General features: G+C 47.3%; 12 protein-coding genes. 4 read left to right on the top strand and 8 right to left on the bottom strand.

From position 1 onward, the window contains the following. The first annotated feature begins 3 nt into the window (after positions 1 to 3). Both L1N85_RS03400 and L1N85_RS03395 read left to right on the top strand, forming a co-directional pair. Positions 4 to 234, top strand: coding sequence for a hypothetical protein (locus tag L1N85_RS03400; RefSeq protein ID WP_235235310.1), 231 nt, complete (start codon positions 4 to 6; stop codon positions 232 to 234). Continuing rightward, a complete protein-coding gene (locus L1N85_RS03395) occupies positions 218 to 661 on the top strand; it encodes a spore germination protein GerPE (RefSeq protein ID WP_235235308.1) in 444 nt (147 codons plus the stop codon). Before L1N85_RS03400 ends, L1N85_RS03395 begins: the two co-directional genes overlap by 17 nt. 114 nt (positions 662 to 775) lie before the next feature. Here the strand turns inward: L1N85_RS03395 and gntK are convergent, their stop codons facing one another. Both gntK and gnd read right to left on the bottom strand, forming a co-directional pair. Further along, a complete protein-coding gene (gene gntK / locus L1N85_RS03390; protein WP_235235306.1) occupies positions 776 to 2,308 on the bottom strand; it encodes a gluconokinase in 1,533 nt (510 codons plus the stop codon). A gap of 143 nt (positions 2,309 to 2,451) precedes the next feature. Beyond that, positions 2,452 to 3,348 carry a phosphogluconate dehydrogenase (NAD(+)-dependent, decarboxylating) gene (gnd, locus tag L1N85_RS03385; RefSeq protein ID WP_235234769.1) on the bottom strand — a complete coding sequence of 299 codons (897 nt, stop codon included), beginning with the start codon at positions 3,346 to 3,348 and terminating at the stop codon, positions 2,452 to 2,454. 134 nt (positions 3,349 to 3,482) lie between these two features. Here gnd and L1N85_RS03380 point away from each other — a divergent pair, with 134 nt between their 5' ends. After that, entirely contained in the window at positions 3,483 to 4,328 is an 846-nt protein-coding gene (locus tag L1N85_RS03380) for a MurR/RpiR family transcriptional regulator (protein WP_235235304.1), read from the top strand. Between the two features lie 58 nt (positions 4,329 to 4,386). Here the strand turns inward: L1N85_RS03380 and L1N85_RS03375 are convergent, their stop codons facing one another. The 6 genes from L1N85_RS03375 to glgB all read right to left on the bottom strand — a co-directional run bounded on the left by L1N85_RS03375 (position 4,387) and on the right by glgB (position 13,658). Then, positions 4,387 to 5,736, bottom strand: a complete 1,350-nt coding sequence (locus tag L1N85_RS03375) for a GntP family permease (RefSeq protein ID WP_235234768.1) — start codon at positions 5,734 to 5,736, stop codon at positions 4,387 to 4,389. Positions 5,737 to 5,977: 241 nt separating this feature from the next. Next, complete coding sequence (locus tag L1N85_RS03370) at positions 5,978 to 7,969, bottom strand: glycoside hydrolase family 15 protein (RefSeq protein WP_235234767.1); 1,992 nt, start codon at positions 7,967 to 7,969, stop codon at positions 5,978 to 5,980. Further along, complete coding sequence (gene glgA, locus L1N85_RS03365) at positions 7,951 to 9,414, bottom strand: glycogen synthase GlgA (RefSeq protein WP_235234766.1); 1,464 nt, start codon at positions 9,412 to 9,414, stop codon at positions 7,951 to 7,953. The genes L1N85_RS03370 and glgA overlap by 19 nt, the downstream gene beginning before the upstream one ends. 47 nt (positions 9,415 to 9,461) lie before the next feature. Continuing rightward, the gene (gene glgD / locus L1N85_RS03360; RefSeq protein WP_235234765.1) at positions 9,462 to 10,571 is read right to left on the bottom strand and encodes a glucose-1-phosphate adenylyltransferase subunit GlgD; all 1,110 of its coding nucleotides are present in this window, start codon (positions 10,569 to 10,571) and stop codon (positions 9,462 to 9,464) included. Further along, positions 10,568 to 11,734 (bottom strand): glucose-1-phosphate adenylyltransferase, encoded by a 1,167-nt coding sequence (locus L1N85_RS03355; RefSeq protein ID WP_235234764.1) that lies wholly within the window; start codon positions 11,732 to 11,734, stop codon positions 10,568 to 10,570. The genes glgD and L1N85_RS03355 overlap by 4 nt, the downstream gene beginning before the upstream one ends. 16 nt (positions 11,735 to 11,750) lie before the next feature. Beyond that, positions 11,751 to 13,658 (bottom strand): 1,4-alpha-glucan branching protein GlgB, encoded by a 1,908-nt coding sequence (glgB, locus tag L1N85_RS03350; protein ID WP_235234763.1) that lies wholly within the window; start codon positions 13,656 to 13,658, stop codon positions 11,751 to 11,753. Positions 13,659 to 14,145: 487 nt separating this feature from the next. Here glgB and L1N85_RS03345 point away from each other — a divergent pair, with 487 nt between their 5' ends. Continuing rightward, entirely contained in the window at positions 14,146 to 15,039 is an 894-nt protein-coding gene (locus tag L1N85_RS03345; RefSeq protein WP_235234762.1) for a helix-turn-helix domain-containing protein, read from the top strand.

Below are 15,039 nucleotides of genomic sequence, written 5' to 3'. Positions count from 1 at the left end.
ATGATCGTTTTCAAGGTTATAAATCACGCGCTTTCGGTCGGACAGATAGAGCTGCTCGGGATATCCAGCGCATCTATGCTTCAGGTAGGAGATACCGATCATGTATCCTTGTACTCGATGTTCGATACGCCCCCAGAGTCCGTTATCGTTGGTCCGTTAGCTCCATTCCCCTCGCCGGACAATGCCGGCGACATGCTGGGCGAGTCCACAGTGAGTGATGATGATGGCAGCTAATGAAAGCTCAGATCTTAACTTTCCTATTAGAACCGCTAATGTAGGTGCGATATGCATCATCAGCGCCGCAAAGTCGGCCTCCGTCCAGCTCGGCGATCGAGGAGAAACAAAGGCAAAACTGCGCGCCATAGCGCTGCAGCGGCAAGAGGATCATACGACTGCAGGAGATGTTTTTTTTGAATCCTATCCGATTTTCTATCGCCCGTTTCCCGTGCTAAATGATCCTGTTGACGATAACGGAGCGGTTATTCAGCTTGATCGAGTGAATGGCTCGCCAAACATAACGGTCGGATGCATCCGTGTTACTGCAGCAGGCTCAGCCGCCAGCATCTTGGCAGGCAACGGCATGCATCTGACAGCCGATTCTAGAATTAAACATATTCGCCAATATCCTCGACTGCACCCAACACCGCCAGCCGGCTGTTAGCGTATCATTAACGGTCAAGGCGCCTGTTCACCGGAATAATTAGTGATGCCATTTAGGCGTTCGCGTAAATCCGCTTAGATCACGTGATCTGAGCGGCATTTGTTCCTATTTAAGCTATACCCATTTTTGCTGAAAAGCCGCAATATTCGCATATTCATCAGTCAATAAACGAGAAACGCGAATATAGATCCTCATGAGCTCGGAATAAATCTCCGCATTTTGCTTATTGGGCAAATGGAAGTGCGATGCTCCTACCATATCCGCTACGGCATGAAGCGAATCGATCTCGCCTAAGCTGTACAATCCAAGAATAACCGCGCCTAGACATGAGCTTTCGATGCTTTCGGGAACATGCAGCTCCTGATCGAAAATATCAGCCATCATCTGGCGCCATAGCTCGGATCTCGCAAATCCTCCCGTCGCCTGAATTTTTTTCGGCTTGCCGGTCAATTCCTCGAGAGCCATCAATACGCTGTATAAATTATATATAACGCCCTCTAATGCGGCCCGGATCAGATGCTCCTTCTTATGATGCAAGCCTAGTCCGAAATAGGAGCCTCTCGCATTCGCATCCCATAACGGCGCGCGTTCACCCGCCAAGTATGGATGGAAAATCAGCCCGTCGGAGCCCGGCTTCACTTTTGCCGCCAATTCGGTCAACAACTCATAGGGATCCACGCCGCGCTGCTTAGCTTCAGCAATCTCTGCCGTTCCGATTTGATCGCGTACCCATCTGAAGATCATTCCTCCATTATTGACGGGACCGCCGATCACCCAATGATTTTCCGTCAAGGCGTAGCAAAAAATTCTTCCCTTCGGATCTGTAACCGGCTTGTCCGTTACGGCTCGAATCGCGCCGCTTGTCCCGATCGTTACCGCAACGACCCCAGGCTCGATTGCATTCACGCCGAGGTTAGATAGAACGCCATCACTTGCGCCAACGATGAACGGCGTCTCCCGAAGGATATTCATCTGCTCTGCAAAACTACTATCTAATCCTTCCAGCTTGTAAGTCGTCGGTACGAGCTCGGATAACCGGTCAGCAGTAACCCCTGCAACTTCGAGCGCTTCTTCATCCCATTGCAACTGCCGCAAATTGAACATGCCCGTTGCGGATGCAATCGAATAATCAATAACATAACGGCCGAACAGTTTAAAGAACACATATTCCTTTATGGATATAAACTTATACGAACGATCAAACAGCTCTTTATGATCATGACGAAGCCAGGTAAGCTTAGATAATGGTGACATGGGATGAATAGGCGTGCCCGTACGCAAATAAATGTCATGCCCGTTCCAATCGTTTTTAATTTTATTGGTCCACTCTAAACTGCGGTTATCCGCCCATGTAATACATTTAGTAAGCGGAGTTCCTTCCTTATCCACAGCGATAACGCTATGCATAGCGGAGCTGAATGACACGCACAAAATGTCGGCAGGCTGCACATTGCTCTTTGCAACGGCCTGTCCGATCGTCCCGAGAACGGCCCTGAATATTTCATCCGGGTCCTGCTCCGCAATAGCTGGCGACGGAGAATGGAGCGGATATTCAATGCCATGACTGGCCACAATGGAGCCGTTAACCGTAAATAGCACGGACTTCGTGCTGGTTGTGCCAATATCAACGCCAATTACATATTTCATACTCAACTTTTTCCTCCTCCTTAGGTTTGCTGCGCAAACCTGCTTCGTAAGCATATGCTAGGTTTGCGCAGCAAACCTGCTTCGCAAGCATATATACGTTCCTTCTACAATACCGCTGATTAGCTATTTTTTCAAACTGGCATTTAAGAACGTTCTACGCTATGACCGCCAAATTCATTACGAAGCGCAGCAACGACCTTGCCTGAGAACGTATCCTCCTCTAATGACCGGTATCTCATCAGCAGCGACAAAGCAATGACCGGAGTCGCTGTCTGCAGGTCGAGCGCCGTCTCTAGCGTCCATTTTCCTTCTCCCGAGGAATGCATAACTCCCTTTAGTCCATCCAGGTGCGCATCCTTGGCAAAAGCATTTTCCGTAAGCTCCATCAACCATGACCTAATAACGGAACCATTGTTCCACACACGGGCTACCCTCTCGAAATCAAAGTCGTAAGCGCTTTTTTCCAGCAGCTCGAAACCCTCGGCTATCGCTTGCATCATGCCGTATTCAACGCCGTTGTGAACCATTTTCAAAAAATGTCCGCTGCCGCTCTCCCCTGCATGTAAATAACCGTTCTTCACGCAAATATCCTTAAACAGCTGCTCGACCGCTGCAAATGCCGTTTTATTGCCGCCGATCATCGTACATGCGCCTAATCTAGCGCCCGACGTACCGCCACTCGTTCCAACATCGAGAAAATAAATTCCCTTTAAGGAGAGCTGCTCGGCTCGCCTGATCGTATCTTTATAATTTGAGTTTCCTCCATCGATTAGAATATCGCCGTTTTCGAGCATGGCGCTAGTTTGTTGAATTACTTGCTCCGTAAGCTCGCCAGCCGGCACCATCATCCAAATGACGCGAGGAGCCTTCAGCGATTGTATCAGTTCCTCCAATGAAGCTGTACCGACAGCCCCTGCTTTCACTGCCTCCTTCACCGCAATTGGATTTACATCGAACACAATCGCCTTATGGCCTTGCTCCATTACATTATAAGTCAAATTCAAGCCCATTTTGCCTAAACCAATCATACCAACCTGCATTTCTATGCAACTCCTTAACGTTTTATTCGATCAAACAAGTTTCATAGCATTCAGCTAAGAAAATAGGATCATTTCCTTGTTTATGTTATACTTCTCATGAAAAAAGCTGCGATACGAAGGGGAAGCGGATGTCTATGGTACAAAATATGCTTGGAAAAATTCGTTCTTATCAGGCAAGATTCAGCGAGAAAGAGAAGAAAATAGCTGCTTATATATTAAATAATCCCGAAAAAATCATTCATAGCACAATAAACGAGGTCGCGGATGATTTGAATGTCGCCGAAGCCACCGTATTCCGATTCTGCAAGCACATCGGTTATAAAGGCTATCAAGCGATGAAAATTGCGCTAGCATCGGAAATTATGACACCTACTCAACAATTATACGAAGAAATAAACGAATCCGACAGCACCAAGACGATTGCCGAGAAGGTGTTCAAATCCAATATCCGCACTTTAGAAAATACATTTCAAATCTTAGACGGCGATGCCTTCGGTACGGCCGTATCGCTCATAGCCGATGCGAATCGCGTTCATTTTTATGGCATTGGCGGTTCTGGCGTCATCGCCATGGATGCGTTTCACAAATTCATTCGCTCAGGAAAGCAAGCATTTGCATTTACCGATGCGCACTTTCAACTGATGTCGGCCGCACAGCTGACTAAGGAAGATGTCGCAGTCGTCATCTCTCACTCCGGCACGAACAAAGATACGATTCGCATCATTCAAACGGCAAGCGTTAACGGCGCGAAAACAATAGCCATCACCGGCTTCCCTAAATCCCCGATCAGCCAGCATGCGGATGTATCGCTTCACACAAGCTCGGATGAAACGGAATACCGTTCGGAAGCGTTAGCGTCACGGATCGGCCAGCTAAGCTTGATTGACGCGCTCTATGTCAATGTGATGATCCTAAACAAGGATAAGGCGAAGCATTCACTTGAGAAAGTACGGGAAGCCATTTCGGATACCCGCCTATAACGAATACAAATGCCAAAGGAACCATGGACAGGAAAATCGCGGGTTCACCTTTGTTCGATTAAACGAATACGTCGAGTATAAGAATGAACGCAAGCGCTGTTACGGAAATGATCGTTTCAAGAGCCGTCCATGTCAATAACGTTTCTTTGACCGACATGCCAAAATATTCTTTGATCATCCAAAAGCCTGAATCGTTCACATGAGATAAAATAAGCGAGCCCGCTCCGGTTGCAAGAACGAGAAGCTCCAAATTTGCGCCGGGAACGATGGCTGCAATCGGCGCTACGATGCCCGCTGCCGTCATCATGGAAACAGTGGCCGATCCTGTCGCAACCCTAATCAACGCCGCTATTCCCCATCCGAGCAACAGGGGAGAAACATTGGAGGATGTCGCAAGCTCAGCGATGTATTCGCCGATACCGGAATCGAGAAGAACTCGGTTAAAAGCACCGCCCGCCCCGATAACCAGCAGAATCGTAGCTGTCGGCGCCAAGCAATCATTCGTATATTTGAGCACCGATTCCCTGCTTAAGCCGCGGAAGAAGCCTAGGCTGAAGAAGGAATAAACCGTTGCGATTAATAGCGCGGTCACCGGATCTCCAATGAAGCGCAATGCCGAGTATAACGCACTTTCCTTCTCCAGGAACAGCTCAGCGATCGAAGCGATCAGCATGAGAATGACAGGTACAAGAACGGTAAATACCGTATTGAAAAAGCCGGGCAATCGCTTCTTAGAATCGGTCTCCGTAAGCTGATCTCCCATTTCCTTCGGTACCGGCTTATAAATTCGTTTTCCGATCCATTGTCCGTAAACAGGACCAGCCAATATGGCGGTCGGCAACCCGACGATTATCGCATACAAGATCGTTAAGCCTACATCCGCGTTAAAAATGCCGACTGCCGCCATCGCTGCAGGATGAGGCGGAACGAGTCCATGTACCACCGATAGTCCCGCTACGAGCGGAACCCCGATTTTCACGAGAGATACGCCCGTCTGCCTTGCAATTGTAAATACCAATGGAATTAACAAAACAAAACCGACTTGGAAAAAAACGGGAATACCAACAATGAAAGCAACAAACATCATTGCCCAATGTACATTTTTTTCGCCGAATCGCTTGATTAACGTTTGCGCGATTTTCTCAGCTCCGCCGGATTCGGCCATCATTTTCCCAAGCATCGTGCCCAGTGCGAGTACGATTGCTAAAAATCCTAACGTGTTCCCCATACCCGTTTTGATCGAGTCAATGATGCCTGCGCCGCCTGTTTCAGTTGTAAATAACGGCATTCCTGCAGCTAGGCCAACCCCGATTGCCGTTACTATGAGAGAAACGAACGGGTTTAGCTTAGCTACTGTAATTAGCAGCAACAGCACTGCAATAGCGGCTAATACGATAAGTAATAACATGGTGGAGTCCTCCTAAGTTGTCTTTAAAGCATACGATAGCAAGCTTTTCTATTATATGAAAAAATATTTCTCAAATCAACATTATTTATAAAAAAATATTTTATTTTATCGTCGAATTTACCGTTTTTATTTTGAGTAATAAAATGGTTTTCATACGGAATGTTCTCGTTTAGGCTGTGACGAAGCAAAAAGAAACCACATGCGAGTCGCATGTGGTTTCTTTACGATTACGATAAGAACGCTATTCCTTTGCTTCATCACTAGAATCGGCTTGCTCCCGAAGCCGCTTATACTTCTCTGCATACTTACATACGCTGTGTACGACGGTTGCGTGCGACCAAGTAAGCGGCGCGACCGAAAGCGGCGACCCGTCGTAAGGATTCAACTGCTCGGGCAGCAGTCCGCTTTGAAGCGCATGATCGGATACCCATTGAAGAGTGCGGCGAGGCCCTTCAAGCTCCTCCAACGAATTAGCAGAATCAATCTCGAAATTGGCCACCCACAGCGTACAGATAATCCAAGGATTACCCGGTACCTTATCAATTTCCCCAGACTGCTGGAAGTAATAATCGTTCGTATAACGCGCGACGCCGCCGATATGCGTCTTGATTTGCAGCCCTTCCTTGATAGCCTGCATCGTCTGAACGACTCGATAATCATTGACGGGAAGAACTCCGAACTCAAGGACGCCGAACAAACTGCTCTCCAAGGTCATATCCTTCACCCATCGATTATCCTTCTGAATAAGTCCCCTAGCGAATCGGCCTGACTCTTCATCCCATAGATGAGAGATGATGCCGTGCTTTATGGCTTGAGCCGTGTTCTTGTAATGATCGCTGCGTTCGTAATCGCCGAACAGCTCTGTAAAGAAAGAGGCTGCCATCAACCCGCCATATACCGAAGCCGCTGTATAGGTCCAAATGCCGTAGCGTTCCTCCCACAAGTCATAGCTCGGCTTCGGCAAGGATAAGGAGTGCTCCATATAGGAGCTTAGAAAGGTGGCCGCTTTTCTTATTAGATTGCTATACAACGATTGCGGCAGCTCAATCACTTGATTGCGCTCGTAGTCCTTCCATAATGCGAACAGCACAAGCGCTGTCTCGTCCTCTTGTATCGGCAATCTTCTGCTGCCTTGCACGATATACGGATGCCAGCTTGAGCCAACCGTTCCGTCCGGATTGTATTTGTGATACAAGTAACCATCCGGCGATAGAGCCTGCGCGCAGAAATGGAAAAATGGTGCGATAACGCTCTGGTAGCCAGCCATCGACATCGCATCCGCAATAAGCGCTCCGTCACGCGGCCACATATAGCTGTAATGATCGCGGTTATATTGTAAAATATCGGTATCATTTGCTGCCAAAATGGCTCCTCGCTCATCAACCTGCGTACGAACGAGCAACAGGCTCTGCTTGAACATCTTCACAACATCCCGGGGCAAATCTCCCAGATCGGTTTCCGCTCGGCGCAGCCAATGCTTCCAGTAAATGACCATTCGGCTGAGCAGCTTCTCCGGATGGTTCTCATGGACATATTGGTTAAGCTCTTTCACTTCCTCCAAATTTTGTCCGATTGACATCCAATAATAAATGTCCTTCTCGCTGTTAGGAGGCACGACCGTCCGAAAGCTGATCGTACTGTCAACGGAGCCTTGAGCAATCGAGTTTCCCATCAGAACGCCATCCTCCGCATCACGCCACGTGCCCTCCGCTGACTGAAATCTCTTGATACCCGTCGAATATTGCATCATGCCGCCCTCGTCCGAGAAACCATTGAACATAAAATAGTTGTTTCTCTTGTAATGATAAAGGGTATGATTCTCCGGGTAATAAACTGCCGTATCACCAACCTCCGAACCATCGATCATCAAATCCTGATGAAAGAACAGCCTGACCTCTCTGGCCATGCTCGTTTTGTTGCGTATGACAACCCTCTTAATATAAATGCATTCACGCTGATGGATACCATCGTTCATATGAAGCTCGATGCCCAATCTCTCATGCGTTGCCGTAATGTTGGTAACCAATGAATCCTCGATATAATCCAGATCAAACTTCCACTCCGACTCATCCAGCCAGGTAAAGGTCCCCTCAACCCAAACGCCTAGACGGCAGTATTGTCCGCCTACATGGTTTAATTGTCCAACATAAGGATAATAAATATCACGAATATAACAATGCTTATCTAGATTGAGAAGCATCTTCCCGTTGCCGATTACAATATGACGGGCCATAGTTCCTTCTCCTTTCCGTGCGCTAAAAGCTGCGAGTAAACGGAAATATAGGCTTTGGCAGAATGATTCCAACTATAATCCTCTTTGGAGCCGTTATTCACGATCTGCTTCCATGCTTCTTCATTACGATAAAGTGACAGAGCTCTGCGCACGGTATACATATAGTCATGCGCATTGTAATTCGTAAAGCTGAAGCCGTTTCCTTCGCCAGTATATTCATTATAGGCTTGTACCGTGTCCTTTAGCCCTCCAGTCTCGCGAACAATTGGCACAGACAGGTAGCGCAGCGCGATCAACTGACTTAGACCGCATGGCTCGAATTGCGAAGGCATGGCGAACATATCCGAGCCCGCATAAATCCGGCGGGCTAATCGGTCGTCATAGCCTATCCATACGGCAACCTTATCAGGATACCAATAAGCCTTATCGTTTAGAAAATGCTCGTAGTGCCAATCGCCCGCTCCCAGAATGACAAACTGGACATCCTCTTCAAGCAGCTCCTCGAAGGTCGCCATAATCAAATCGAAGCCTTTTTGCTCGACAAGACGGGATACGATTCCGATAAGCGGTACAGACTCCGATTGCGGCAAGCCGAGCTCTCGCTGAAGCTCCAGTTTATTTTTCCGTTTACGGCTCAAGGAATTCCGGTAAGGCATATGAAGAGCAGAATCATTCATCGGATCGAACAGCTCATCGTCAATCCCATTCACGATGCCGACTAAATCGCCGGAACGGTGCCTGAGCAGCGAATCGAGCCGTTCGCCGTAATATTCCGTCTGAATTTCCTCCGCGTAGGTACCGCTTACTGTCGTCAGCTTATCTGCATATACAAGTCCGCCCTTCATGCAGCTTGCCGCACCGTGAAATTCAAGGCTATCATAACGGAACATATCGTCACCCGCACCGATCAAGTCCTGAAGCATGTCGATTCCAAATAACCCTTGATATTTCAGATTATGGATAGTGAATACGGATTTCGCGTAAGCCCAGGCAGGATCGAAAGCATATCTCGTCTTTAGCAAGAAAGGGATCAGTCCGGTTTGCCAATCATGGCAATGTACGATATCCGGTCTGAAATCCATGAAACGTACAGCCTCCATGACCGCGAAGCAGAAGAACACAAAACGCTCCGCATCATCGCCATAGCCATAAAGTCCTTTTCTCTTAAAATAGCGCTCATTGTCGATTAAGTAATAGGTTACGCCGTCTAATTCCGCTTTGAATAAACCGCAATATTGATTGCGCCAGCTGAAGGATACGGTAAAATGGGCGATTTGCTCAAACTGCCCGATTAGATGTGCAGGAATTTCTTCGTATTTAGGCAGCACGACTCTGGCATCAACGCCACGCTTGCTCAGCGCTTTAGGGAGCGCCCCTGCAACGTCAGCGAGCCCGCCCGTCTTCGCCAGCGGTACAGCTTCAGAGGTTGCGAACAATATGTTCATAGGAAACTCCTTTCGAATATGACGCTGCAATGGCGCCTTTATCATGATCAAATAATTTTCCGTTTGCCTGCCAAGAAAGGGGAACTATCCGCTCCGCGAATATCGCGATACGCTTCTACGCGAACGTCTTTATCCAGTATGCTGTGCTGGACAAAACTATTTTCACCCACCATACCGTTTTGCATAATGATGCTATTGCTCACGATTGCGCCCTTCTGCACATGTACGCCACGAAATAAAATACTATTCACGACGGTCCCTTCTATGCGGCAGCCGTTGGCAATAAGAGAGTTGGTTGCTTTCGAGTTTTCCAGATACCTGGCTGGCGGCTCATCCTTCACCTTCGTATAGATAGGACCTGGCTGATAAAAAAGCTCTTTCCACACTTCAGGCCTCAGCAGATTCATGCTGTTTCGGTAATAGCTTGTCAACGTATTCACAATGCCTAAGTAGCCCTCGTACATATATCCATATATCTTAAGCTTGTCAAGCCTGGAAAAAATCGCATGCCGGACAAGATGATCCTGACCTTGAGCAAGGGAAGTCTCTACAAGCTCCATTAGCAAATCCTTGTGCATGACATACATTTCCATGGAGCTGATATCGCTTGTCATTCTTCCGTAATGATCTTGAATGGCTGTAATGCGTCCTTCGTCATCCATGCTCACCTTTCGTGCCTTGCCCGCCAATGAATCCTGCTGCTTGCAGACGACCGTAATATCCGCCTCTCGCTCCAGATGATATTGTATAACCTTCTCGAAATCGATATTACAAACCATGTGGCTGCGCGTTATTACGACGTAATCTAATGTGGATCGATTAAAAAAGTCCCTCTGTTGATAAAAATGATACAAATCGCCGCGGCTGATTTCTTGAATATCATCGGTTGCAGGCGGCAGAACGAACAATCCGCTCTGGCGATGCTGCAAATCCCAATGCTTTCCTGAACCAAGATGATCCATTAGCGAACGATATTTGGTATGGGCGAATACGGCGACCTTGGAAATACCGGAGTTGACCATGCTCGACAATACAAAATCGATTAATCGGTAGCGTGCGCCAAAGGGAACGGTTGCCAGGCATCGCCCTTGCGTCAATTGTTCGAGCTCGTCGGTCTCATGAATTAAATTAATGACGCCCATCACTTTATGCTTCATGAATGCTCCACCTCCCTCAGTAAATGGTCGTTCGTCACATATTGATCGACAGCGACGACCGTTATGGCATTATCATCCGGACTGCCAATTATAACGCCCGCTTGGATGACTGCCCCTTCACCGATAATGGCTCTGTAAATGCGCGCTCCTTCGCCAATTCGTACGTTAGGCATCACGACCGACTCCGCAATTAAGCTGTTTTTAGCGGCCCTTACCCCATAAAATAATACCGACCGGTCGACCTCACCTTCGATCAAGCAGCCTTCGGTGATTAACGATGCGGACACTTCAGCCGAAGCTCCAATATGTTGTGCCGGCTGATTTGGATTAACGGAATAAATACGCCATGACGGATCCGCCAGCTCGAGCGGCGGCTCATCTGCAAGCAAATCCATATTCGCTTCCCATAAGCTTTCGATCGTTCCTACATCCTTCCAATAACTCTTGAAAGGGTAGGAATGCAAACGCTTGCCGTCTCTCATCATCGAAGGAATTAAGTCTTTGCCGAAGTCATGGCTTGAGCTTCGGCTAGCTTCATCATAGATCAAATATTTTTGAAGCTCGGTCCATGTGAAAATATATACGCCCATCGACGCTATATTGCTGGTCGGGTTTTTCGGTTTTTCTTCAAATGCCGTAACTCGATCCTCATCATCGATATGCATGACGCCGAATCTGCTGGCTTCCTTCCAATCGACCTCTATGCCTGCGATGGTAACATCCGCACCCGAGCGCTTGTGATGATCCAGCATAAGCTCATAATCCATCTTGTAAATGTGATCACCTGAAATGATAAGAACATACTCCGGATCGTATCTTTCAATAAAGGCCATGTTTTGGTAGATCGCGTTCGCCGTGCCCTTATACCAAACGCCGCCCTTTTGTTTCACATAAGGCGGCAATATCGTCATGCCTCCATCGCGACGGTCAAGCCCCCAAGGACTTCCAATGCCAAGATACCGATTAAGCTCGAGCGGCTGATACTGCGTCAAGACGCCTACCGTATCAATGCCCGAATGCGCGCAATTGCTTAAAGTAAAATCAATGATTCTGTATTTCCCGCCGAAATAGACAGCCGGCTTAGCTAAATCCTTCGTTAAAACACCAAGCCTTTTGCCTTCGCCCCCGGCGAGCAGCATTGCGATCATTTCTTTACGGCCCATGGACACCAACTCCCTCTCAATGTGTATCCCCCGGATCTAAGTTGAGCAGCAGGAAAGTAAAGGGGGGTAAATGAAGCGAAATGCTTTGATTGTGACCATGCCAAGCGATGCTTTCACTGCTGTAAAACGGATGAAGTTGTGTATCCGTGCCGCCAAACTGCGTATCATTGCTATTTATGATAGAGCTGTACAGACCTGGCTCTGGAACACCGATGCGATAATCGTAATAGTTATTACCGGAAAAATTAGCAACGATGACGGAAAAATCCGAATTACCGCGGCGGATAAAGGATATGACAGACTGCGCTGCATTATGTACGTCAATCCACTCGAAGCAGTCCGGATTGCTGTCGCGCTCCCATAGTGAAGGTTGGTTCAGGTAGAAGCCGTTCAATGATTTGACATAATGATGCATGGTGCGGTGCGTATCGTACTCCAGCACCATCCAATCCAGCATGTCGCCGTCCTTCCATTCGTCAAACTGCCCCCATTCACTACCCATGAAAAGAAGTTTCTTCCCGGGATGGGTCATCCAAAAACCATAAAACAGCCGCAATTGGGCGAACTTTTCTTCATAGGTGCCGGGCATTTTGTTAAGCAAGGAGCATTTACCGTGAACAACCTCATCATGCGAAAGCGGCAGGACGAAATTTTCAGAGAAAGCATAAAGGAGTGAGAATGTTATCAGATGATGGTGGTGAGCGCGTTCAGGCGGATCTAGCGCCATATAGCGCAGCATATCGTTCATCCAGCCCATATTCCATTTAAAGTTAAAGCCAAGGCCGCCTTTGTAGGTAGGTGCTGTGACTGCGGGCCAAGCGGAAGAATCCTCTGCAAGCATAAGCGTATCGGGGTAATAATGAAACACCGTTTCATTTAACTTTTTCAAAAAGCGGAGAGCGTCTAAGTTGTCGGAACCGCCAAAATAATTAAACGTGAACATCTCAGGCGGCTTATCCATATGTAAATTGATCATACTGGCTACGGCATCAACCCTTAGGCCGTCCATATGAAATACGTCCATCCAATAAATCGCATTGGAAATAAGAAAGCTTATCACTTCACTTCTGCCGAAGTCAAAGGAAAGCGTGCCCCACAACGGCTTCTCAGCGCGTTTTGCATCCGGTCCTTCAAAGAGCGGGGTTCCGTCAAACATGCGCAAACCGTGATCGTCCTTGCAGAAATGACCGGGTACCCAGTCCAATATGACTCCGATGTCGTGCTGATGGCATTTATCAACAAACCTCATCAACTGCTTTGGCGATCCGTATCGGCTTGTAACACCATAGAAACCGGTTATTTGATAACCCCAAGATTGATCGAGGGGATGCTCGGATATAGGCATTAACTCAATGTGCGTGTAGCCCATATTCGCCACATAAGGGATTAATTCGTCGGATAATTCATCATAGGTATAAAAGTCTTCTTTCCCTTTTATTTTCCAGGATCCGGCGTGCACCTCATAAATGAGCAAAGGATTTGAATAAGCAGGCTTCTCACGCTTCTTCGCGTACCAGTCCGCATCCTCCCATTCGTATCCGCCAAGCTGCGTTACGACAGATGCCGTGTTCGGTCTTCGCTCGGCAAAAAATGCATACGGATCGGCCTTACGTATTACGGTACCCTCAGAAGTGACGATTTCGTATTTGTACAATTCGCCTTCATTGATATCCGAGATGAACAAGCTGTAAATGCCCGTCTTGCCAATACGTTTCATTCGATGCTTGCTGCCGTTCCAGTTATTAAATCCGCCAATCACTCGAACCGTTGCGGCATTCGGTGCCCATACCGTGAATCGTACACCTTCAATGCCGTCAACGCGGACGGGGTGCGCACCCATAAAACGGTAGCTGTGATAGGAGCTTCCTTCGTTAAACAAGTACAAATCATTCTTCGATAAACCGTTCAGAGCCGCTTGAACCATTCCTGGTATCACCCCCGTTGTATGAATAATGATAAGTCGATGCTTTCTGTACATGAATCACTTAACACACATTATACATGGTTTCTTGAAAAATAACAGTCCGTTTTCATAGATTTTCGACAAGACAACATCATTCATGTCAGATTACGTAACACCGACCTGACTTGCATTGGCAACCCTTTGAATGTAATTATGCTTGGCCCAAAAACCTTTCATGATGGCCAGTGCTCGTCATTCATCTATCTTATCGGTAATGCCGATCGGAATAAAGCTTGCTGTACGTTTATTACTGCCGATTTTGTGCAAAATATACAAGATATGCTCGTGCTTAATACCGATTAAGCTACCGAGTTTAATTAATTAAACCGGATTGGCATGGCGACATTGGCCCCAGTCATCGAAACCTGAACTTGTTTGTAACGACGCGGTATTTTATACTTTAACTTGTTTATTAGGAAGCTGCTTAGGAATTTGAGGAGGTTATTTTTTGTCTGTATATCACCAAATCTTTCAACGCATGGATCAGCCCATGCTTATCCTGCGTGAAAAAGATCATGAGGTGCAAATCGAGGATGCTAATTATGCATTCTTACGGTTAACGGGATATACCCTTGCCGAGCTTCGTTCCAGGAGCACCCCGCACCTATTGCAAAATTACAATATCGACACGACTCGACAAGTTTTGAAGAGCGAGGTCATGCTGTATACGAAGCTGAAGCGTCATCTGCCGGTACGCATTGATCAACAGCCATTACCAAAGGAAGAAGATGACGACATAAACAGGGCTTTTATCGTTTTTGAAGACTTAACCTCTTACAAATGGATAGCGGAGCAAGCTGAACTGAACAAAGTGCTCATTAGCGGCATCGTAGACAGCCATCTGCATATCCGTTTTTTGCGTGACAGCGTTGCTCCTTTATTATTTGAACCGGATCGGACGATAGAAGACGAGACGCTCATGACATTTATTGCCGACAAAGAACAAGAAAAATTGAAGCTTGTGCTTCAGGAAGCCTATCTTTTGAAGAAAGAACGCAGCCTAACGCTGCAAACGAGCAAGCTCAGCGGAATCGAGCTGGAGCTTTCGATAACCTTTACACCAATTCTCGACGGCAATGGCGAGGTGAAGGAATTTGCATTCGTCATATGGGATTTAAGAGCGATCGACGATAAAATCGCATCATCGATGAAGTTGAAAATATGGATGGCGAAGCGCGACGTTACGGCAGGCCACCTGTCAGCGTCAACAGGCATATCGATACAAACGATTTCCAAGCTGCGCAACGGAAAAATAGAAAAGCCCCAAAGGCTTACAGCAGAGCTGGTCGCCTCGGAGCTTCAAGTGGATGTGCATGAAATATGGCCGGAGATTAGAAAATGA

The sequence above is a fragment of the Paenibacillus alkaliterrae genome, assembly GCF_021532375.1.
Classification (GTDB): Bacteria; Bacillota; Bacilli; order Paenibacillales; family Paenibacillaceae; genus Pristimantibacillus; species Pristimantibacillus alkaliterrae.
Note: the sequence above shows the minus strand (reverse complement) of the source record. Positions and strands in the feature narration are given on the sequence as shown.